This is a genomic window from Methanosarcina hadiensis (assembly GCF_046529725.1).
Lineage (GTDB): Archaea > Halobacteriota > Methanosarcinia > Methanosarcinales > Methanosarcinaceae > Methanosarcina > Methanosarcina hadiensis.
Window position 1 is genome coordinate 630,376 of record NZ_CP136241.1, and the last position, 21,638, is coordinate 652,013.

24 protein-coding genes are annotated in these 21,638 nt (G+C 42.3%); 14 read left to right on the forward strand and 10 right to left on the reverse strand.

Annotation, left to right across the window (positions count from 1 at the left end):
• Window positions 1-38: 38 nt before the first annotated feature.
• Entirely contained in the window at window positions 39-956 is a 918-nt protein-coding gene (trxB, locus tag RSJ42_RS02775) for a thioredoxin-disulfide reductase (RefSeq protein WP_410509200.1), read from the reverse strand.
• A 54-nt stretch (window positions 957-1,010) separates the two neighbouring features.
• Window positions 1,011-1,298 (reverse strand): glutaredoxin family protein, encoded by a 288-nt coding sequence (locus RSJ42_RS02780; protein ID WP_410509201.1) that lies wholly within the window; start codon window positions 1,296-1,298, stop codon window positions 1,011-1,013.
• 116 nt (window positions 1,299-1,414) lie between these two features.
• Between RSJ42_RS02780 and dph5 the strand changes: the two genes are divergently transcribed.
• The 5 genes from dph5 to RSJ42_RS02805 all read left to right on the forward strand — a co-directional run bounded on the left by dph5 (window position 1,415) and on the right by RSJ42_RS02805 (window position 5,294).
• Complete coding sequence (gene dph5, locus RSJ42_RS02785) at window positions 1,415-2,215, forward strand: diphthine synthase (protein WP_410509202.1); 801 nt, start codon at window positions 1,415-1,417, stop codon at window positions 2,213-2,215.
• 100 nt (window positions 2,216-2,315) lie between these two features.
• Complete coding sequence (locus tag RSJ42_RS02790; RefSeq protein WP_410509203.1) at window positions 2,316-2,597, forward strand: DUF357 domain-containing protein; 282 nt, start codon at window positions 2,316-2,318, stop codon at window positions 2,595-2,597.
• A 303-nt stretch (window positions 2,598-2,900) separates the two neighbouring features.
• Window positions 2,901-3,290, forward strand: coding sequence for a DUF555 domain-containing protein (locus RSJ42_RS02795; RefSeq protein ID WP_048141094.1), 390 nt, complete (start codon window positions 2,901-2,903; stop codon window positions 3,288-3,290).
• Window positions 3,291-3,586: 296 nt separating this feature from the next.
• On the forward strand, window positions 3,587-4,486 hold the full coding sequence (locus RSJ42_RS02800) for a carbohydrate kinase family protein (protein WP_410509204.1): 900 nt from the start codon (window positions 3,587-3,589) through the stop codon (window positions 4,484-4,486).
• Window positions 4,487-4,613: 127 nt separating this feature from the next.
• On the forward strand, window positions 4,614-5,294 hold the full coding sequence (locus RSJ42_RS02805) for a diphthine--ammonia ligase (protein WP_410509205.1): 681 nt from the start codon (window positions 4,614-4,616) through the stop codon (window positions 5,292-5,294).
• A gap of 453 nt (window positions 5,295-5,747) precedes the next feature.
• On the opposite strand, the gene RSJ42_RS02810 is transcribed toward RSJ42_RS02805, so the two are convergent.
• From RSJ42_RS02810 to RSJ42_RS02820, 3 genes are read right to left on the reverse strand one after another with little or no spacing between them, the layout of a single operon-like run.
• A complete protein-coding gene (locus RSJ42_RS02810; protein WP_410509206.1) occupies window positions 5,748-6,143 on the reverse strand; it encodes a 5-(carboxyamino)imidazole ribonucleotide mutase in 396 nt (131 codons plus the stop codon).
• Between the two features lie 21 nt (window positions 6,144-6,164).
• Window positions 6,165-6,452, reverse strand: a complete 288-nt coding sequence (locus RSJ42_RS02815; RefSeq protein WP_410509207.1) for a chorismate mutase — start codon at window positions 6,450-6,452, stop codon at window positions 6,165-6,167.
• Window positions 6,445-7,329 (reverse strand): shikimate kinase, encoded by an 885-nt coding sequence (locus tag RSJ42_RS02820; RefSeq protein WP_410509208.1) that lies wholly within the window; start codon window positions 7,327-7,329, stop codon window positions 6,445-6,447. Before RSJ42_RS02820 ends, RSJ42_RS02815 begins: the two co-directional genes overlap by 8 nt.
• 317 nt (window positions 7,330-7,646) lie before the next feature.
• On the opposite strand from RSJ42_RS02820, the gene RSJ42_RS02825 reads away from it, so the two are divergent.
• From RSJ42_RS02825 to RSJ42_RS02855, 7 genes are all read left to right on the forward strand, one after another.
• On the forward strand, window positions 7,647-8,597 hold the full coding sequence (locus RSJ42_RS02825) for a PhoU domain-containing protein (protein WP_410510298.1): 951 nt from the start codon (window positions 7,647-7,649) through the stop codon (window positions 8,595-8,597).
• 1,076 nt (window positions 8,598-9,673) lie between these two features.
• Window positions 9,674-10,315, forward strand: coding sequence for an Era-like GTP-binding protein (locus RSJ42_RS02830; protein WP_410509209.1), 642 nt, complete (start codon window positions 9,674-9,676; stop codon window positions 10,313-10,315).
• 5 nt (window positions 10,316-10,320) lie between these two features.
• Window positions 10,321-10,680 carry a DUF2073 domain-containing protein gene (locus RSJ42_RS02835; protein ID WP_410509210.1) on the forward strand — a complete coding sequence of 120 codons (360 nt, stop codon included), beginning with the start codon at window positions 10,321-10,323 and terminating at the stop codon, window positions 10,678-10,680.
• A 14-nt stretch (window positions 10,681-10,694) separates the two neighbouring features.
• Window positions 10,695-11,207: a hypothetical protein gene (locus tag RSJ42_RS02840; protein ID WP_410509211.1), complete on the forward strand. Its 513-nt coding sequence runs from the start codon at window positions 10,695-10,697 to the stop codon at window positions 11,205-11,207.
• Window positions 11,208-11,493: 286 nt separating this feature from the next.
• Window positions 11,494-12,132, forward strand: a complete 639-nt coding sequence (gene hxlB / locus RSJ42_RS02845) for a 6-phospho-3-hexuloisomerase (protein ID WP_410509212.1) — start codon at window positions 11,494-11,496, stop codon at window positions 12,130-12,132.
• A 111-nt stretch (window positions 12,133-12,243) separates the two neighbouring features.
• Window positions 12,244-13,356, forward strand: coding sequence for a pyridoxal phosphate-dependent aminotransferase (locus RSJ42_RS02850; RefSeq protein WP_410509213.1), 1,113 nt, complete (start codon window positions 12,244-12,246; stop codon window positions 13,354-13,356).
• Window positions 13,357-13,630: 274 nt separating this feature from the next.
• Window positions 13,631-14,566 carry a cytochrome c biogenesis CcdA family protein gene (locus tag RSJ42_RS02855; RefSeq protein ID WP_410509214.1) on the forward strand — a complete coding sequence of 312 codons (936 nt, stop codon included), beginning with the start codon at window positions 13,631-13,633 and terminating at the stop codon, window positions 14,564-14,566.
• Between the two features lie 176 nt (window positions 14,567-14,742).
• Here the strand turns inward: RSJ42_RS02855 and RSJ42_RS02860 are convergent, their stop codons facing one another.
• Window positions 14,743-15,759, reverse strand: coding sequence for an NOG1 family protein (locus RSJ42_RS02860; RefSeq protein ID WP_410509215.1), 1,017 nt, complete (start codon window positions 15,757-15,759; stop codon window positions 14,743-14,745).
• A gap of 342 nt (window positions 15,760-16,101) precedes the next feature.
• Between RSJ42_RS02860 and RSJ42_RS02865 the strand changes: the two genes are divergently transcribed.
• Window positions 16,102-16,977: a CBS domain-containing protein gene (locus tag RSJ42_RS02865; protein ID WP_410509216.1), complete on the forward strand. Its 876-nt coding sequence runs from the start codon at window positions 16,102-16,104 to the stop codon at window positions 16,975-16,977.
• A gap of 116 nt (window positions 16,978-17,093) precedes the next feature.
• Here RSJ42_RS02865 and hisE read toward each other — a convergent pair whose 3' ends face one another.
• The 3 genes from hisE to RSJ42_RS02880 form a co-directional block, all read right to left on the reverse strand.
• Window positions 17,094-17,408, reverse strand: coding sequence for a phosphoribosyl-ATP diphosphatase (gene hisE, locus RSJ42_RS02870; RefSeq protein WP_410509217.1), 315 nt, complete (start codon window positions 17,406-17,408; stop codon window positions 17,094-17,096).
• Between the two features lie 79 nt (window positions 17,409-17,487).
• Window positions 17,488-18,750, reverse strand: coding sequence for a 3-isopropylmalate dehydratase large subunit (locus RSJ42_RS02875; RefSeq protein ID WP_410510299.1), 1,263 nt, complete (start codon window positions 18,748-18,750; stop codon window positions 17,488-17,490).
• Window positions 18,751-19,059: 309 nt separating this feature from the next.
• Window positions 19,060-19,929, reverse strand: a complete 870-nt coding sequence (locus RSJ42_RS02880) for a YkgJ family cysteine cluster protein (RefSeq protein WP_410509218.1) — start codon at window positions 19,927-19,929, stop codon at window positions 19,060-19,062.
• 118 nt (window positions 19,930-20,047) lie between these two features.
• Here RSJ42_RS02880 and RSJ42_RS02885 point away from each other — a divergent pair, with 118 nt between their 5' ends.
• Window positions 20,048-20,551 carry an amino acid-binding protein gene (locus RSJ42_RS02885; RefSeq protein ID WP_410509219.1) on the forward strand — a complete coding sequence of 168 codons (504 nt, stop codon included), beginning with the start codon at window positions 20,048-20,050 and terminating at the stop codon, window positions 20,549-20,551.
• A gap of 262 nt (window positions 20,552-20,813) precedes the next feature.
• On the opposite strand, the gene RSJ42_RS02890 is transcribed toward RSJ42_RS02885, so the two are convergent.
• A complete protein-coding gene (locus RSJ42_RS02890) occupies window positions 20,814-21,557 on the reverse strand; it encodes a 5' nucleotidase, NT5C type (RefSeq protein WP_410509220.1) in 744 nt (247 codons plus the stop codon).
• Window positions 21,558-21,638 lie beyond the last annotated feature (81 nt).

Here is a 21,638-nt window from a genome sequence, read left to right on the forward strand (position 1 = left end):
TTACCGGCGTGGTATGCGCCCTTTCAGGAACACCTTTTTTACTTGATCTTTTCTACATACCCGTTTGCAGCAGTGGCTGCAATTGCTCCATCCCTTACTGCTGCAACAAGCTGCCAGATAGGAGTATCACTGCAATCTCCTGCGGCATAAATTCCTCTTTCTGAGGTTTCCATCCAGCGGTCGGTTTTGATAAAGCCTTCGTTGTCTTTTTCCACGTTAACGAATTCCGTGTTCGGGTGAATTCCTACATAAATGAAAACACCGTTAGTAGAAAGCTCATGGGTTTCTTTGCTATTTACATTCTCCAGGAGAACTTTTTCTACCTTTTTAACTCCTTCCTTGCTCCCTATGATCTCCAGGACACGCGTATTGAGCATTAACTCAATGTTTGGCATTTCAGTCATTCTGTCCTGAAGAATCTTTGCAGCTCTCAAATGGTCCCGCCTGTGGACAAGGTATACCTTCTGTGCAACCTTTGCCAGGAAAAGAGCATCCGTAACTGCGGAGTTGCCGCCTCCCACAACAACTACGGTTTTGTTTTTGAAAAAAGGTCCGTCACAGATCGCACAGTATGAGACTCCCTTGCTGATAAGCTCTTTCTCTCCGGGCACACCAAGTTTTTTTGGATTTGCACCTGTGGCGATAATCACTGCTCTTGCTTCAAGGTCTCCATCATCTGTTGAGACAATTTTTTTTGCACCTTCAGCCCTGACCGAAAGGACTTCAGTAATTCTGGTTTTTACCCCTACACCCTCAGCATGCGTTCTGTATCTTTCCATAAGCTCAAGTCCGGAAATCGATGGAAAACCGGGGTAGTTCTCTACAATATCCGCCATCGAGATCTGGCCGCTTATCTCGTTCCTTTCCAGAATAAGGGTATCAAGCCCGAAACGTACGGCATAAATTCCTGCTGAAAGCCCTGCAGGCCCCCCTCCTATTATAATCAGATCATACATATTTAGTCTCCAGAACCAGAAAAATATACTCGAAAAATAAAGTTTCAATCATCTTTATGCGATACGGGCTATTGCATCGGCTTTCTTTGGTAGACCTGTAAAAGCAGGCTCCCCATCTATAAGAGTTGTGGGGACACCAACTATACCGTGCTTATCTACAAGAGCCTGCCCCTGTGGACTCTCAACATCAATTTCCTCGTATTCAAAATCGTATTTTGATTTAAGGTCGCTCCAGAATCTGCGTGTTGCCGGACAGGCAGTACACCAGGTAGCATGAATAAGTGTAACCTTTGCCGTAAAAAGACACCTCCAAAAACTACGATTGTTAACCCTCATTCCCATTATTAATTTCTAGATATAAATACATTAAGCGTATCTGTAAATCAAAAATAAAGTTAAAAACCCTTCGGATAAGTGTAGCGCCAAAAGCTTTAAACCATTAAGCTCTTTAAGCGGGTATGCTCACATTTATAGGGCTGGGTCTTTTTGATGAATATGATATCTCCTTAAAAGGACTTGAAGCTATTAAGGAAGCCGATCTTGTATACGTTGAGTTTTATACCTCCTGCCTCATGGGGACAAACCTTCAAAAAATGGAGAAACTTTACGGAAAGAAGGTCCATTTGCTCTCAAGAGAGGACATTGAACAGCAACCTGACTGGCTCGATAATGCGAAAGATAAAAAAGTTGCTTTCCTCACAGGCGGGGACACAATGGTTTCCACGACTCACGTCGACCTGCGCCTCAGGGCTGAAAAGCTCGGAATAGAAACTCGCCTGATCCACGGGGCATCCATTACCTCAGCAGTCTCAGGGCTCACAGGGCTCCAGAACTACCGCTTTGGAAAATCTGCAAGTATTCCTTATCCCTACGAAAGCAGGCGAGGGACGAAAGTCATTTCTGAAACTCCCTATGATACCATAAAACAAAACTCTGCATCCGGGCTTCACACTCTTGTTTTTCTGGATATCGATAAAGATAAAGGATACATGTCCGTTAATCTTGCCCTTGAACTTCTTCTTGAGGTTGAGAAAAAGAGGGAAGAAGGAGTGATGAGCAGGGCTATTGCCGTGGGAATAGCAAGGGCAGGCTCGGAAAAACCTGTAGTAAAAGCCGGCTATGCAGAAGACCTGAAGAATTTTGATTTTGGAAATCCTCTCCATATCCTGGTTGTTCCGGGAAAACTTCATTTCCTGGAAGCTGAAGCCCTTGTAAAGCTCGCAGCCGGACCTGAAGAAATTATAGAAAATATTGAATAAAATTCAGAACAGGTCGAAACTGAGGAAGATAAGTCGAATAAATAGAGTTAAATGATTCTCGTCGAATAAATAGAGCTAAAAGACTCTCTGGTGGTTAAAAATGCCTGCAGATTTGAATGAAAAGGTTAACAGGTACGAAAATATGCTAAAAAGGGCACTGCAGAAAGCAAAGTATGCCCCAATACCAGACTCCCATATGTATGCAGTGGCAGAGGATTATTACACAATGGCTGAAGCCTACTATAAAGACGGGATCTACTTTCTTGAAAATAGCGACCCTGTAAATGCCCTTGCATCCTTCAGTTACGGGCATGCCTGGCTTGATGCCGGAGCAAAACTGGGAGTCTTTGCAGTGGACGATGAAACCCTTTTTACGATATAAGCAGGGCATTAAGGTTATAGGGGGATATTAGAACTTATAATTGATCTTATCTAATACCGATTGATAGGAATTGGTAGACATTGAGTTACAGAGGGATATCAGAACTTATAATGGATCTTATAAGCCGGATTAAGAATCCAAAAGCTTAAACTGAAAAACCATATAATACGTAAAACTTATAAATACAAACACGTATTCGAAGCCGAAACAATTTCCTTACTTTACTCTATTCTTTAGATTTTAGTAATTTTTCCCTATAAGGGATGATCTTAAAAACGTATACTATAACTACGGTGGAAAATTATGAAGAACTTTCATGTGGTACTTGAAGCAGCTTGGTTGGTTAGAGATGTAAAAACGGCTGACGATGCAATAGGGGTTGCTATTTCTGAGGCTGGAAAGCGCCTGAACCCCAAACTCGATTTTGTAGAGGTAGATGTGGGAACTACATCCTGCCCTGCATGTGGTGAGCCTTTCAGCAGTGTTTTCATAGCAGCAAACACCGCCCTTGTAGGACTTATTTTTGAAATGAAGGTTTTTGATGCCGAATCTGCAGAACATGCGGAAAGGATTGCAAAATCAGTGATAGGGAAGTCTCTGCGAGATGTCCCGCTTACAGTTGTTGAAGTTACGGAATTCGAACGGTCAGGAGAAAAAGGCGAACAGCAGCAAAAAGGTAAGGCAAATAAATAAAAAGGTTTCTTTCTTTAGATGTGTTAAAACGTCAGGTAGAGGATGTCTTACCTATCAGACTTTTTACCCGATCAGCTTTGTATAGCAGAGTTTTCTTATTCAATCAGCTTTGTATAGCAGAGCTTAATAGCTATCAGGCCAGAAGATGGAGTCTGTCCTGATATCTGTACAGCAGAAGCAGATAAAATCAATAATTTTATCTTTTTCTGAGTTTCTAATTCATCTATCTTTTAAGATTTATTCAATTTTGAAATCAACTCCCTGGTTCCCCCCGGACCTGAAAAAGAGGAAACTTCATGGACAGGATAATTTCTGTAGTAGGGCATACTGCCCTTGATTATATCGTAAACGTTGAAAATATCGCAGGAAAAAACGAGTCTTCCCCTGTAATTGATTATGAAGAATACCCTGGGGGAGGGGCTGCAAATATTGCGGTTGCCATTGCAAAGCTGGGAGGAAAAAGCCAGCTAATATCTCCCGTTGGTACGGATTTTTCAAGCTCGGGATATGAGAAGCTTCTTCAGGAAGCAGGCGTTGACCTTTCCCGCCTCTACAACATTGAAGACCGGAAAATTTCCAAAGCTTTCATTTTTACGGATAGGGAAGATAACCAGACTACCTATTTTTACTGGGGGGCTTCATCCAGATTTGAGGAACTTGAACCCCAGCCTGCAGATTTTGTGCATCTTGCAACGGCAGACTGCGTCTATAATGCAAAGATAGCGCAGATCTCAGGTTTCGTATCCTTTGATCCGGGACAGGACCTGGTGACTTACTCAAAAGAAAACCTCAGGACAATTCTTGCTCACACTGATATCCTTTTCGCAAACAGGCATGAAATCAGGCGGGTCTCGGAGATGACAGGAATGAGCTTTTCTGAGCTCAGGTCAATGATTGACATTATCGTCGTCACCTACGATGCCGAAGGCAGCAGAATATACAGAGGCAGTGAAGAATGGACAATTCCTGTGGTTTCCGTAAAGGCTGTAGACCCTACAGGAGCAGGAGATGCTTACAGGGCAGGTTTTTTGCTGGCGTACACAAGAGGTTATTCCCTTCCAGTCTGTGGAAAAATCGGGTCAACAGTAGCTTCTTTTGCTGTACAGACAAGGGGCTGCCAGACCAGCCTTCCGACCTGGGAAGAGATGAAGTCACGTTATGAGGCCAATTTTGGAAAGCTGGAAGCAAAAAGCTAATTCCGGAGAAATTCGCTGAAGTGGGCAGCTGAAAAGGAAAAAACATATAAAATATTATAGTGAACACAGATTATAGTTCCCGAATTAACCTGGAAGTACGAAAAAAGACTTATGGAAGAGGATGCAGATGAAACTCGCAGCACTGGTCTCTGGTGGCAAGGACTCGATCTTTGCCATCCAAAAAGCCCTTGAAGAGGGGCATGAGGTTACCCACCTCATCAATATTATTCCCGCAAGGGATGATTCCTATATGTACCACTCAATTAACCTTCACATGGTAGAACTGATTTCTGCCGCCAGTGAAATCCCACTTATCCAGCAGCAGTCCAGCGGAATCAAAGAGCTTGAACTGGACGACCTCTCCCTTGCCCTGAGGAGAGTAAATGTTGATGGGGTATCTGTGGGCGCTATTGAGTCGCAGTACCAGGCAAGCAGAGTTCAGAAAATCTGTGATTCTCTCGGGCTCAAAGTCTATGCCCCACTCTGGCACAGGGACCCTGAAGAACTCCTTACCGAGATGTCAAAAGTCCTTGATATCAGGATTGTAAGGGTTGCAGCCGACGGCCTTGATAAGTCCTGGCTTGGGCGATCAATTAATGTGAATTCAATTGAAAACCTTAAAGCCCTGAACCGCAGGCGCATGGTACATATGGCTGGGGAAGGCGGAGAGTATGAAACCGTGGTCCTTGATGCGCCTTTCTACAAAAAGCGCATAGAGATCGTGAAAAGTGAAATTGAATGGGAAGGCGATACTGGCTCTTTAAAAATCCTGGATGCTAGGCTGGTCGACAAAAACCGAATAATATGAAATACTGAATAATATGAAATACTGAATAATATGAAATACTGAATAATATGAAATACTGAATAATATGAAATGTTTCACGTGACTGTCTGAACTTAGAACACAACGGAACCATGTATCTGGAATGAAAATTATCGAAAACCACAGTATTCCACAATTTTTATATATTATTTCTTATATTAAGGAGATGGGCATCTGAGAAGAAAAACTCCTTTTTCTGTACCCTCAGTCAACTCTTTTTATCCCCCATATTCCCACACCCCAATACTCAGATGCCCAATCCCCAATTCATTTCTGTCTGTATCTCTTAAAATCTATTTCTGTCTGTATCTCTTAAAGTCCTCCTGTGGAACAGGAGTTTAAAATGCAAATATGAATAAAAATACAAAAATATGAAAAAATATTTCGGGAATCTGGCTCCCGAATGAGCAAATTAGAAAAGAGATTTCAACGTTTTCAGGGGTTTTCAATTAAATCCAGAATTCTCAGGGCAAGATATGCCCCGTTTGCCCCATTGTCAATTCCTACGCTTCCTACGGGGACTCCTGGAGGCATCTGGGCTATGGAAAGGAGAGCATCAAGCCCGCCAAGTTTTGCGCTTACAGGCACACCTATCACTGGCTTTTTTGTCTTGGAAGCAACTACCCCAGGAAGGGCTGCAGATAAGCCTGCTATAGTGATAAAGACTTTTGCGTCCGTATTTGAAATATAACTGTCAAGTTCGTCAGGGTTCCTGTGTGCAGAAATTACCATCACTTCGTATGTATACCTGGTTTTTTCTATCACGGAAACCGCACGGTTTGCAATTGCCCTGTCAGACTCAGAGCCCATAATCAGTGAAATATCAACCATTTTTTACTCCTTTGAGGTAAGTCAGGGCAGGTTTCCTTTTCCACTTAATTCATTCTGGCGTTCAATACTCATCCTGATAAGAATTTCAAATATTTCCTTTATTGATCCTACATCAAGGTTGAGTTTGGTTGCAGTGTTTAATGCCCTGTTGATTACAACCTCATTTTGCTTACGGTCATTTATGGAAGTTCCATTTATTCTTTTTGATTCAAGCACTTTTTCGGCAAGGTTGACCCTTCTATCAATAAGGGAAAGGATTTCCCTGTCAATTTCCTCTATCTCTCTGCGGACCGCTTCAAGCTCATTCAAGAGGACCCCTCCCTGTTAAGGATATTGCACCACTGTTATTTATACTGGTCTCTATAACCCTTCCTTCCACGCCACAGCTCTCCCAGGCTGACCTGAGTTCTTTTACCTGATCTTCTTTTACGAGGGCTGCATAAGAAGGGCCTGTTCCAGAAAGGCTGACTCCTTTTACTCCGCACTCCAGAGCCCTGAGCATATGTTCCGTATCAAACCCAAGAGCTCCGCAGTAGAGAAAGCCGTTAAGCGTCATTGCGCGTTCGTACTCACCTGCGAGAGCAAGTTCGTATGCCATTTCCACGTATGGGGCAATCAGCCGTGAACGTTTGACGTTCGTGTCCGCACTGAAAGCCTTCTTTGCCGGAGCAAATATCAGGACTTTTGACTCGGCTTCTTCGCGTTTGACGAGTTCCATTTTTTTGTTATCAGTGATTACAATTCCGCCGAGGAAGGAGGCACATGCATCGTCAAAAGCTCCCGTGACCGTAACTCCCACTTCCTTTGCGGCTTTTACGCCCAGTTTCACAATATCAAGAGGCGGCATTATTTCCCCGATTGCCCTGAGGGTTGCAAGGACTGAAGCGTTTGCTGCAGCACTGCTGCTTTTAAGGCCTCCAGCAAGAGGGATTTCACTTCCAGTATTTACAGTACCTCCAAGTTCGAGCCCAAAACGCTCCAGGGTGAGCTCCACGCAGCGTACTATAAGGTGAGTGTCTCCTTCAGGCATCTCTTCAATCGAACCCGTGATTGCTGACTCACTCTCCGAAAGTTTTACCTCTGCAAAAGTCTTTAAGTCTATCCCGAATGCTGCACCTTTCCAGGTAGCGATGGCATTTATTATAGTTCCGGCTCCGAAAGCGCAGGCAAGCCCTTCAAATGTCATTAAGTCCAGAATGCTTTGCTCTTTAATATTTTTTGCCTCTGTTCCGGGAAGAAAATGAGGTAAACTTAAATGAAATTGAGGTAGACTTAAATATATGACTCCGGATTTATTCCTCAAAAAAGAAGACAACTCAGTATCTAAATAGCAGGTCTGAATAATATATATATTATTCTTTATCTACACATTATAAATATTATCCACATTAACTAAGTATTATCCATTTTTATCCACCATCCAGGCAAGGCCTGAGCAAGAAAAAACGGGGAATCAATATAGAGACCAGGAAAGTACAGCAGACAGGCGGATCCACTTATATTATTTCTCTCCCTAAACAGTGGGCAGAAAAAGTAGGAATCGAGACCGGAACAAGAGTTTCCATTCAGACTCAGCCAGATGGGAAACTTTTAATCAACCCCATTCTGGAAGGGCGCACAATAAAGACAAAAAGAATTGACGTGACAGGTTATGAAGCAAATGCTCTTGAAAGGGATATTATTGCTGCATATCTTTACGGCTATGACAGGATAGAATTTACGTCAAAAAGGATACTTGCAGAGCAGAAACAGGTAATTCGGAAGGTCTGTTACAAACTGATAGGACCTGAAATTATTGAGGAGAGTTCAAGCTGCGTTGTTATTCAGGACCTTCTCAACCCGAATGAGCTTCATATAAAAAAAGGCATACACAGGATGTTTTTGATTACGGTTTCCATGCAAAAAGATGCCATACGAGCCCTCAAAACAGCTGATACCGACCTTGCTCTTGATGTCAGCCAGAGGGATGACGAGGTCGACAGGTTGTGCCTCCTTATATCCAAGCAGTTCCGTTCAATTCTCTGCGGCGGAAGGATGCCGGACTCTTCGGAAACGAGTATAGAGGAATACCACGACTTCAGAATGGCCGCAGGCCCTATTGAAAGAATAGCAGACCACTCCCAGAGGATAGCAATTGTTGCATCAAAAATGCAGGAGCCGGTCAGGGAGGATGTGATGGATGCAATAGAAAACCTGAGCAGTAAGTATCTTGAACTGGTTGAGCAGGCAGTGGATGCTCTCTATAACTCTGATACCTCACTCGCTAACCAGGTAATTGACAGCATAGACAGCCTGCATCTGCACGTAACCGAACTGCGAGCATCCATTCTTAAACTCGAGTCCCATGAAACCATGATATCTCTCGGAACCATAGTAGATAGCCTATCAAGAATAGGGGACCTTGGTTCTAACATAGCTGAAATAGCTATAAACTCGGCAATAAAAGATAAATAATATTTCCGCAAAATCAAAAGGTCTGTCCTACCCCAACAGTCCCCTGCAGGGTTCTATGTCTTCTGATGCCACTAACAACCACAGGACAGAAACGTTAAGCATAAATCTGCAGGCCCTATCAGGAGAGATCGGTATAAACGGAGATCTCTTTTATATGTAATTTGCTTTCCTGATATGGAAAATTACTTTTTTAATTCAATCCTGTATTCGTACTTTTTAATTTAATCCTGTATTCATTATTCAGTTTTTAAGATTCTTAAACGATAAAAAGGTCCTACAAATTAACGTTTTAATTTTGAAAAACAAATAGATATCCTTTTTTAAAGCGAGAGAAATAAAAAATTCTCTTATAATATCCGGTCTTTTTAATTGAATAAATAAAGTAAATATACAAAAAGCCCTGAAAAAGAGTAAATAGTTAACAACGAATCCATGTTTTTCAGATGGAGGGACAATATAGAAATCATTCTCAGGGCTACGCATTAAATAGTGCGCAGAGTAAACGAATGAAATTAGTGCATAAATGCGGTGAGTCGGGTAAAGATCTGGTGTTCGGGAGATCAGTTTTTCAGGACAAAGTAACAATAGTATTGTAAAAGAATTAAAGGAATAAAGCCTTCAAAATCCCGGTATGATAATGATTATTTATATTTTTAAAGTATGATGAATAAAAATAGGAAAAGATATAAAGGTAAGTATAGAAAATCAGTAAAAACACGGAAGTTTAATTGAGAATGACTTGAAGACAGGTTGAAGATTTTATTTATAAAAAACTTTTGCTAAATACATGCGGAGATCAGGAGATAAGAAGCAATTTATTTATATTCTGGTGTTGTTTCACGCAGGCACTTTCTATCATTTATATAGGAAGAACCTGTGTTTGCTTGTTATTCCAGGTATACTCAAAAGGAGAAGTCAATATCTCCAATTTCTCTGATTCCCACACCTTAACAAGTGGAAATTATTTATATGCTATGATCAATTAAATAAAAAGGTCACGAAGACACCAGTAACCCATACAGGAAAGCAATCCGAGAAATCCTTTGGTGTTATGCTTTTCCCAATGGAGGGAAGCCATGAATATGATAAAACGATTTAAGGTAAGCTTTTCAAAAATATTCAATAAACTGTTTAAGAAAAAGGGGGCATGTATTGGCATCTACGGTCCCCCGAATGCCGGCAAGACAACCCTCAGTAACCGTATCCTTAAGGATTGGGTAGGCAGTGAAGAAACCATGGGATCGGTTTCACATATCGCCCATGAAACCAGGCATGCAAAAAGGAGAAACGCAGTTTCTATCGAGACTAATGGGCATACTATCAGTCTTGATATCGTGGACACTCCAGGGCTTGCAACAAAGATCGATTTCCATGATTTTATGGAGCAGGGAATGAGTGATGTCGAGTCAAAGAAAAGATCCAAAGAGGCAACAGAAGGTGTAATTGAAGCTGTCAAATGGCTGGACGACCTTGACGGAGTCATACTTGTTATGGATTCCACGGAAAACCCATACACTCAGGTTAACGTTACTGTTATAGGAAATATGGAAGCTAGAAACCTTCCTCTTCTCATCGTAGCAAATAAGGTAGACCTTCCCAATGCTGATCCTGGAGTTATAAAAGAAGCTTTTCCCCAGCATCCCATGGTGCCTGTCTCGGCTCTTGAAGGAGTAGGAATGGACTCGTTCTATGAGGCTCTGGCAAAACAGTTCGGGTGATCCAAATGCAGGGAATCCAACTTGATCTTGTATCTGAAGCCAAGATTTCTCAAATGGCTTCCATGGAAAAAGTCCGGTATATAATCGATGAGGTGCGAAAAGGTAAAATTCTTGTACTTGAAAAGGGTCTCAACCCTATGGAAGAGGCCAAGCTCATTGAAATGACAATGTCAGCAATTCAGCCGGACGTGTTTTCTGGAATCGAAATGCAGAGCTATCCTGCAAATGTGGATGCTTCTTTGCTGGGGAAGATTTTCAAAAAACAAAGCAGCAAGAGACTTACGGTTATAGGACCCGCAAACCAGCTCAAAACCCTTAAAAAGGACAGGAATTTGATCAGTGCACTTGTCTCTGCAAGTAAATAAATGAAGTGGAAACAATGTGTGCCCAAAAGACCCAAGACCTGGAAGCAAAATTATCCCCTCCCCAGTCCCTCGGCTCCTTTGAGATGGGCAGGAACGATGTTAACGTAGTTTGTACCTACGGAAAAATCGCAGTATGGTTCGGACGAAAAGTTCCTGATTATATCATAGCGCAGGTGCTCATTGGAATTTCGAAAATAGACCCTTCTGCTGTTCACGAATTTGAGATGATCTGCGACTTTGATGAAATCACGGAGTATGAAAGCAAAGGATACATCCTTGTGTCCTATGGTAAAACAGCTGGCGGTTATCGTGTAAATTACAGCATACCATTTTCTAATAAAAAAGCCCTTTTTCATTTATCCAAGTTCGTACTTGAAGAACTCCAGAAGGGGGAAGTACGAAAGGACTTCTACTGGAATGGGAATGACTGCGATATCCAGAGGCTTTACTGTGAATTCAGAAACAATATTGAGAGCTGGGAATTGAAAGCTATTAATTATAAGACTGAGTCGCAGGCAGGCCGATAATGGGCGTCCATACCAGCACGATAAACGGGAACTTTCAAATATATTTCCTGAAGTCCTTACCAATAAGTTTAAGAAAATGAAATAAGGTTATCTGGATAGGATTTCAGGAATCATAGTCTCAGCAATTCGATAGTGACATATAACCAGTCTCAGAAATTCCGCCAATTTTTTGAGACGATAGTATTTTGAGATTATTTTTCTTATTGTCCGGTAGAAGTAAATAAAAAGTTAATAATTATTAATTATTGATAATTATTGAGAACTCAATACTTTTTGGAGAACTCATATGATAGGAGATCAGTTTACTCATATGAAAATAGATCAGGTAAAAGACTGCGAAGATGTAATATTATCAATGGAATTTATCGTGGACAACATAAACGAGGTGATCAAGCTGCTTGACCGTGAAGCTATAAAAAATATGCTTCAGAAAATCCTGGACGGAGAACGGATATTCGTTATGGGAGCAGGGCGGTCTGGGCTTGTCGCCAAAGCTTTTGGAATGAGACTGATGCACCTGGGATTCACAGTATATGTTGTAGGAGAGACTACGACTCCTGCTGTGGGTCAAAAGGACATCGTTATTGCAATTTCGGGATCCGGAGAAACTCGTTCCATAGCAGACCTGGGAAAAATAGTAAAGGATATCGGTTCAACTCTCATAACCGTCACCTCCAAAAAGGAGTCGACATTAGGTAGAATTTCTGATATCACCATGGTTCTGCCAAGCAAAACTAAAAACGACCACGATGCAGGTGGTTCCCTTGAGAAAAATATGAGAGGAGATTACAAAAACTTACCTCCCCTGGGCACTTCTTTTGAAATTACCTCACTTGTCTTTCTGGATTCGGTAATTGCCCAGCTGATAACCCTTATAGGCGCTACGGAATCAGAACTCAAGGCAAGGCACACAAATATCGAATAACAATTAAAATTGGCTGATCACCGGATAAAAACCTTAAACTTAGTGATGCAGCCGATAACTTCAGAGAATGCATAAATAATGCAACTTTCAGGGACCTAAGGAGAGCATAACTTGAAGGAAATAAAGTTTTCAGAAAATGTGTCACGGATAGACATATCCGGGATCAGAAAGATTTTCGAAGCTGCAGGCTCAAATGCCATCAACCTCGGACTGGGGCAGCCCGATTTTGATACCCCTGACCACATAAAAGCCGCAGCAATCAAAGCCATAAACGAAGGTTTTACTGGTTATACCGTAGGTCCCGGAATCCCTGAACTCAGGGAAGCCCTGAGCCATAAATTCCAGGAGGAAAACGGTTTTTCGGTTTCTCCTCAGGAAATAATCGTAACCTCAGGAGCCTCTGAAGCCCTTACTGTTGCCCTTACAGCCCTCCTCAACCGGGGAGATGAAGTTCTTATTTCAAACCCCGGGTTTGTGTCCTATAATGCCCTGACTGAAATGCTGTATGGAAAAGTGGTCAGCGTCCCTCTCGCCGAAGACCTTACTATGAAGCCGGATTCCGTGCTAGAAAGGATCACTCCGAAGACGAAAGCTGTTATCCTTAACTCCCCTTCCAATCCCACAGGTGCTGTCTCAAGCAGGGCAGATGTCAAAGCTCTTGCCGAGATTGCAGATGATCACAATATAACTATCATTTCCGACGAGGTTTATGAGTACTTTGTTTACGAAGGGGAACATGTAAGCCCTGCCAGCTATTCTGACAACGTAATCACTGTAAACGCAACCTCAAAAAGCTATGCAATGACAGGCTGGAGACTCGGGTATATGGCAGCCAGACAAGAGTACATAGCTCAGATGCTCAAAGTGCACCAGTATATACAGGCATGCGCAAATTCAATTGCCCAGAAGGCTGCCTATGCCGCAGTAACCGGACCAAAGGACTCTGTCAACGTTATGCGTGAAGAGTTTAGAAAACGCAGGGATGTAATTGTAAAAGGGCTCAATGACCTGGGAATGGAATGTGCTCTTCCGAGAGGAGCTTTTTATGCCTTCCCTAAAGTTGCAAACTCGGCAGAAGTTGCCTCAAAAATGATCTCTAACGGCATTGTAGTCACGCCGGGAACAGCCTTTGGAAGCGAAGGCAACGGTTACATAAGACTTTCTTACGCAGCTTCAATGGAAGATATTGAAAAAGCCCTTAGCATCATGGAGAAAGTGCTTTGAGACTTCTAATGAGGATTTTCTCCCTTTCCTCTTTCTTTCTATTCTCTCTTTCTAACTCCTCTTACTTTATTTAACTTCACTTTTTCTATCAAATTCCACTCTCTTTGTTAACTTGCTTTTTTGCTTTTTTTACTTTTTTATCCCTTATCCTTTATTTTTATTCAATTAACCTGTTTTTGAAAATGTATCGTTAACTTTGGGAAAACTTATATTGAGGCACCCAGATACCCAGATACATATAAAATTTCCGTGAAAATAGCTTTGGAAGAACGGTATGAAAAAACAATCACTGCGCCCGCAGCCTGTAACCAAGGGAGTTCTTTTATTTTTATTTCTTTTTTTATTACTCAGCCCTGCTTCCGGATCTGTTGCCTCGCATGCGAACAGATCCAATAACTATTTTTACGGAAGCGCAAATACAATAGAAGTTTTTTTTCTGAAAACCATAGAAACTCCTGCTTTGCTTTATACTTTTGAATCTTTTTATCCTTTTACTGTTAGCAGAGAGGATAGAACCAGGCATATAGAGAAAATTAGCCCTTTTTTAATCTTTACTGCAGGTTTCCTTGCAGGTTTTAATCCCTGCCTGCTTGCGGTAATGGCTTTTCTGGCTACTGTCACTCTTGCTCAGCAGGGGGGGAAGAAAGAGATGCTCAAAATCACCCTGGGATTTTCCACAGGGATTTTCACCATGTATATGTTTACAGGATTAAGCATTTTGAGCACTGTCAATTTTCTGCCTCAAATTCGAAGTTATTTTTCGGAAATTGCGGTTCTGATGACTGCCCTTCTTGGAGTCTGGCATATTTATGACGCTTACTGGCTGAGGAAACATGCAAAATCTACCTTCAAAACTCCCCAGCCCCTGAAGGACTTCATGAGCCGGATGGGCGAAAAAAATCTCCTGCTTCTATCTTTTCTTGCAGGAGGCATGTTCTCCCTGGTCAAAGCTCCCTGTGTCGGAGCAGTTTATCTTTCAATCCTGAGTCTGCTCGTAATGAAGACCGATACTGCAAAAGGGATAGAATACATGGGGATTTACAACCTCGGGCTATTGCTTCCAGTGGTGCTTCTCGGACTTTTGCTGGCTTTCGGACTGAGCCCTAAAAAAGTTACTGAATTCAGAGAAAGAAAAAGAGTGGGAATAAGGCTGACAACAGGGCTGATACTTATCTCCCTTGCCCTGCTGATGCACTTCCGGATACTCTGAATATAGCCAGTCAGGAGTCAATAATAGATCCTTCAGAGAATAGATCCTTCAGAGAATAGATCCTTCAGAGAATAGATCCTTCAGAGAATAGATCCTTTGGAGAATAGATCCTTCAGAGAATAGATCCTTTGGAGAATAGATCCTTTGGAGAATAGATCCTTTGGAGAATAGATCCTTCAGGGAATAGATCCGTCATCCGGTTCTTCTGACGATAGGTCTTCCGGGGATGCGGAACGCTTTTCTTCAATCATCTCAAGAAGCCTGTCCATTACCTGTTCAATTCCTTCTCCGGTAATTGTGGACATATTCAGCTCTACCTCATCCATTTCCGTGAACTCCGGCCTGTCAGCTTTATTTGCGACAACAAGCAAGGGGAGGTTAAAGTTTTCCCTAATTTCAGAAAGAAGGCGCTTCTGGTCTTTAATCTCATATCCGCAGCTTTCACTGGGGTCAATGATGAACAATACAACTGCATCCAGGTAATGGATTGCAGTAATCGCCTGCCGCTCAATATCGTTTCTCTCAGCCATGGGACGGTCAAGAAGCCCTGGCGTATCCATTACCTGATAACGGACTCCGGCCCGCGTGAAATGGCCTATGGTTACTCCTTTAGTTGTAAAAGGATATGGGGCAATTTCAGGGGTTGCACCGGTAATTTTTGAAACAAAGCTTGACTTCCCAACGTTAGGATATCCAGCGACCACAACTGTTGGCTCGTCCTGGACATCAGGGAGTTTCCTCAGGATATTCCTGGCTTCGTTCAGGAAAAGAAGATCCCTGTTGATGGAGCTGATTATGGATGCAAGCCTGCCGAAAGCTTCTTTTCTTACCGTTTCCGGAGTGTCCGAATCCCGGATTTTTCCTACGTAGCTCCTTGCCACCTCATGAATTTTTCTGCTTGCCCAATCTACTGATGCGAGGGACATCTTGAGCTTTTCTACGCCTACAAGGATATCGGTCAGTTCATAATAAAATCTGGGTAATTGTTCAAAGCTTGGAAACCGTCTGACTATATTTGCAAGGTTATCCGTGAAAATGTTTGCAGCCGTCAGTACCATGGACTCGTTGGCTTTCAGGCGGCTGTCTCTCCCGTCAATGGTTTTGCCGGACATGGCTCTGGCTGCCCGTTTAAATGCTTTATTGGTTAACTCCTCGGAAGTGGGAACTGTGTGAATTTTCTCAAAGATCATCATTTCTAACCCTCTCGGGGCTCTTTTAATCTATATAAAGGTTTTTCTGAGAGAAGAAGTTTAACAGAAAAATATAAGTCTGCAGGTAAATGCTGCATTCTTAATTACCAGATTATAATTATAATTCGCAATGATTTTTAATCACAAATTATTATAATAACTTAAATACAAGCATAAAATCAGCTATATTTCCTGGAAGAACCGGACTCTATTTATATTTGTAATTATAATTTGTAATAGGAATTTATAATCATTAATTATGGTAAATTAAGGGCTATTCTATTTTCGATGTATGAATATTATACATCATCCTGATACAAGGTATATGAAATTGATGGTGATATCATGGAACTTACTCCAATTCAAAAAGACATTATTATTGCATTAATTAACCTCCAAAGACAAAAAGATAGGGCAATTAAAGGGGAAGAGATTGCCGAAGTTATCCAGAGGAACCCCGGAACTGTCCGCAACCAGATGCAGTTATTAAAAGCCCTCGCCCTGGTTGAAGGAGTACCCGGACCAAAGGGGGGATACAAACCAACAGGGGCAGCGTATGATGCTTTACGCATCCAGCAGTTGAAAAATGAGTCCGTAGTCCCACTATACAGGAATAACGTAGTGGTTAGCGGGGCAACAGCTGCAGAAATCAGCTTTACGACCGTCAGAAACCCGGATGCATGCAACGGGGTAGTAAGGGTAATAGGAAATATCAAGGATTTCATTATGGATGACAAGCTCCAGGTAGGTCCAACACCTGTCAACCGCCTCATTGTCCGTGGAGAAGTAACTGGAAGAGATGACACTAACAACTCAATCCTTTTTAACATTACAGAGATGATTTCTCTTCCAAAAAAGCATGTCAAACATTATATGAAGTATCCCCCGCTCCTTGTGAACCTGAACGCCAGCATCCAGGAAGCAACAAGGCTTTTTATCCGGAATAACGTACACGGAGCTCCTGTGGAAGATAAAGGTAAAATAGTGGGAATAGTTACCTATACCGATATCGCACACGCAATTGCTCAGGGAAAACCCAATGTTAAGGTAAAGGATATAATGACAAAAGAGCTGATAACTGTCGATGGAGACATGCAGCTCTATGATGTCGTAAAACTCTTCCACAAATATAATGTAGGGCGGCTTATTGTAACAATCAATGGAGTTCCCAAGGGAACCCTCTCAAAAACCGACGTTCTTAATGAACTCGCAGTATACTGAAAGCGAGGTTTAGGATATAGTTTAATTAAGGAAATACCGGACCTGAGGACTGAAGTCCCGGGCCTATAATTCCTTTAAATTAATAAAAATCCTTTTTAGCTTCTTGAGCTTATTATTCAGTCTCTTCTCATTTTCTCATGCCTGGCACTCAGCTCAGCTGCGATTTCGTCAAGAGTGACGTTATTTGCTGCAAGCAGTACCAGCAGATGAAAAATCAGGTCTGAGCTTTCAGAGACGATTTCTTTATGGTCTTCGTTCCTGACTGCAAGTATGGTTTCTATGGATTCCTCTCCCACTTTTTCAAGGATTTTATTCATCCCCTTGCGGTGGTTTAAAAGTTTGCAGACATATGAATTTTCATCATAATTTTCTTTTCTATCCAGGATGATTTCGTACACCCTGTTTAATATGGATAGGTCAGCCTCAGGCATTTTAACACCTTTTTAAGATAAATAATATGTTATCAAATACGGATATGAAAAATTGAGAAGAAGAAAACAGGAAGGTTTCTTAAACCTTCCTCGGGTCTGTAATTTCTCCTGTAAGGGCGGATGCTCCTGCAGTCGCAGGGGAAGAAAGGTATACAAAAGATTCTGCACTTCCTTCTCTGCCCTTGAAATTGCGGTTGGAAGTTGCAAGCCCGACTTCACCGGGGCCTAGGAGACCGAAAGATCCTCCCATGCACGGCCCGCAGCAGGGAGCTTCAACGATTGCGCCTGCATCAATGAGTTTCTCAATGTATCCGGCTTTTAGCAGTTTCATGTATTCGGTCTTTGAGGCAGGCACAACCAGGAGTCTCAGACCTTTTGCAACAGGTTCGCCTCCCATGATGTCAGCCATTATCTTAATATCTTCAAACCTGCCGTTCGTGCAGGAGCCCATGAAGATCTGGTCAAGCTTCGTGCCTTCCACTTCGCTTACCGGCTTTACGTTATCAACATTATGCGGGCAGGCTACCTGGGGTTCGAGGTCAGATACATCGTAGTGCCTGACATCCAGGTATCTGGCACCCTCGTCAGATTTCCAGTAAGGGTCAAGTTTGTAGCCTGGAATGCGCTCTTTAAGGTATGCTTCAGTAACCTCGTCTGCTTCTATGATTCCAGCTTTTCCTCCCATCTCAATTGCCATATTGGATATGGTCATGCGCTCGGGGATAGAAAGGGAGCGAATTGTAGAACCTGCATACTCGGCTGCCATATACCTGGCTCCTTCTACGCCCACATCTCCTATAAGGTGCAGGATAAGGTCTTTGGAATAGACACGCTCTGGCAGCTTGCCTTCTACTTCAAAACGGAAGGTCTCAGGAACCCTGAACCAGAGTTTGCCTGTAGCAAAAACTGCTGCCATGTCAGTGGACCCTATGCCGGTAGAAAATGCCCCTAAAGATCCATATGCACAGGTATGGGAGTCAGAACCCACAATCAGGTCTCCCGGTCTCACATGCCCTTTTTCCGGCAGGACCTGGTGGCAGACCCCTTCATATACATCATAATTTAAAATGCCCTGCTCTTTTGCAAACTTCCTGAGCATAATATGGTTTTCTGCGGCATTAATTGAGTCTGCAGGGACCTGGTGATCGAATATAATTACAATTTTGCTTGGATCCCATACTTTCTTTTCTTCTTCGTCTCTCATGATTTCGTAGAAGCCCTGGACTGCCAGGGGACCTGTGATGTCGTGGGTCATTGCCAGGTCTATGTTTGCCAGTACGAAATCCCCGGCTTTCACGGGAGTTCCGGAGGCCTTTGAAAAGATCTTCTCCGAAACGGTCATAGGGCGATTGTTACTACCAGACATTCCGGTCATGGGGAATAACTGGCGCCTTCTAATAAATAAATTTAATTGATAACTCAGGAAGAAAATAAAGTTTAGAGATAGAGTGCCTGAATCTATTAAAAAGAGTCCTGTTACTCTCGATAAAGGAAAGAGGCTTCGTTTGGTCTTTTTCCTTTGCTGGCAGGCGGGCTAAGACCTGCACGGCATGGGGGAAAATACTGTGTGATCCTTAAACCAGAATGTGGGAACCGGAATAGAACGGCCAGTTCACTTCGGATTACAGGGATTTTCTTCAAATCCAGCAGCTCAATCAATTAATTTTGTATTTCCTTTGCTATCATGTACTATGTAAACGCATTCTCCTTTTTCCAGATTATTTCCGGCAATTTCCTGACCTTCTGCTGTTCTCCTGAAATCTTCATACTTTTCGTACATGGCAAGCGTATCCTCTAATTCCGAAATATATCTGGAAAGCAAAGAGTCTGCAAGTTTTTTGCTCTCTTCCGCAGAAATGTGTTCTCCAAGCCCTTCGCATTCGCAGGTATAAAGTTTAAGTCCTTCAATATAAAAAGGATAGGTGCTGCAAAGCATTGGACGCACAGGATATATCCTGCACCGCTTTGTATCCTTTTCAAGAAAAATGCAGTCTCCGTTTCTTTTCCGCCTGAGCATCCATCCATAGGCATGGATATTCCCTTCTGCATCGATATCTTCTTTTAAAAGCTCAAGCACTCTGAAGAACCCTGAAGCCATATCTTCCTCTAATTCCTGTGTTATGCAGGGGCTCTCCATATCTTTATCTTCTTCGCTTTCGGTTTCTTCGGGTTCGCAAACATCAGGAATTAGAGGGCCTGCAACCTCAAGTTTTGAAAGTCCTGAGTATTCTATGATTTTTTCAATTTCAGCTGGTGTCAAAACCACCCTGTTGTCCCCGAAAGCCCGTTTGCAGCACTTTCCGCAGTGCTGGCAGGAAAAACCTGTTTTTTCAATCTCGCCTGCAAGTTTTTCAGGGTCAAGCCTGCGAGCTGTCTCAATTTCTTTTTTAAGGGCGTTAATAAGAATGAGCTGATATTTCTTTTTTCCGGACTTTTCGTCGTGGGCTGAACCTGAATTTTCCATATACGGATTCCTGTTCTTCAGGTACATCAAATTAACGTAAATAACGATTGTATTCAATAAAGTTCGGAAAACTCAAAAAACATGAAAAAACCTGTTTCTAAATTCACTTCTGGACCCGAATATGGAACAATCAGTAAACTATATATCAGGGAACTCTTTTTAAACTTTAGTTTATATGTGGCAGACATTACTCAAAAAATTTGAAAAATATCCTGCGCAGGCAAAAGTGCTCAAGCTTCTCTTTGAACGCGGGTTTCAGGTAAATGAAGAAGGAAAAGTAACTTCCGGATCCATTGAGATTGCACATACTCAGCTTGCAAAGGAAGTAGGAGTTGACCGGAGGGTGGTTGATGCGACCACAAAGACCATTATTTCGGATGAACTTCTCAGTACTATTTTTAAAAATGTCCATTCCATACCCTTTTTGAGGGATGTTGCTCCTTCTCTTGGGCTAGGTGTAATTATTATTATTCCTGAAGATGCTGCTCATGTTGGAATCCTTGCAGAAGTCGCAGGCCTGATTTCCAGACACAACGTAAGCATCCGCCAGGCTGTCTCAGATGACCCGTACCTGACTGACAACCCCAGGCTTACCATCATTACTGACCATAAAGTCCCTGGAAACCTTGTGGACGAGATCCTTAACCTGCCTTCGGTAAAAGGAGTAAGTATTTACTGACAATGTTACACTCTCTTATTTGTGAACTTATTTGTGAAATAAGAGGAGAGCTTATGAAATAAGAGCAGATTTCGTTTTTTGTTATCTTAAAGCTAAGGTCTCTTACCCGAATAAATTAGCATAAATAGCAACAGTGTATTTTTGTTTATGGCGCTTCCGCCAACCGGAATCTTCCGAAAATACATGTCTCCAATTATTCTTTTTTCAGGCAGAAGCAGGACTTCTTAATTCTCAAATTCAAATGAATAAGGTTTGTTTTAGGTTACTCTCTTACTATCCTGCCCAGGCATCTTATTGTCCGGTTCGTATTCTTATGCAGGATAGCTGTTCCACCAGCTTCTTCCCATTCACGGATATTGTCCTGGTTGTCATCTATCAGGATTCTGGAGGCTCCTGATTGAAGGGCTTTTTCCTGGCGGAAGCAGAGGATTGCGTTGTTTGCGTACGGAGTACCCATTTCTTTTTTCAACCATTCCATTTTTCCTTTTCTGGCATTGACCATAGCCGTTTTTCTTTCAGGACCAGGGAGCGCAGAGAGAATTGTGGGATATAGTCCGGAACTTTTAAGGAAACCATGAAGCTCCTTCCCTCCGGTCAGCCAGGGCATATCTGACCAGAAGCCGGTCCCAGCAGCAGCAATATGTTTCCAGAAACACTCCCTGTCTGAAGCGTACCAGGCCATCATATGCTCACTTATCTTTTCGCATGCACCCGTGAAATCCGTAAGTACTCCGTCCATGTCCAGAAAAACCTTCAAATCGGAGTCCTGCTCTGGAGGGGGCGAAGTAGAAGAACAGGCTGGAAAAGGTTTCCGGGAACTTAAAGAATTGTCCTTAACCAGAGAATTGTCCTTAACCTCGTTGCTCTCTGGAGGATAGTCCGGAAAGGAATTATTCAGGATTGAGCTGTGCCGGGCTGGATATCTTTGATCACAATGATCTGAAATCGAGTTGATCTTTATGGAGTTTTTACCTGAAAATTTGAGCTGATCAACATAAATTGGCATGACAATCGTTCCTTATTATCTCCGGAGGCAAATGCTTTCTTTTATTATATGAGACATAATTAAAATATTTACTCTCCCTCA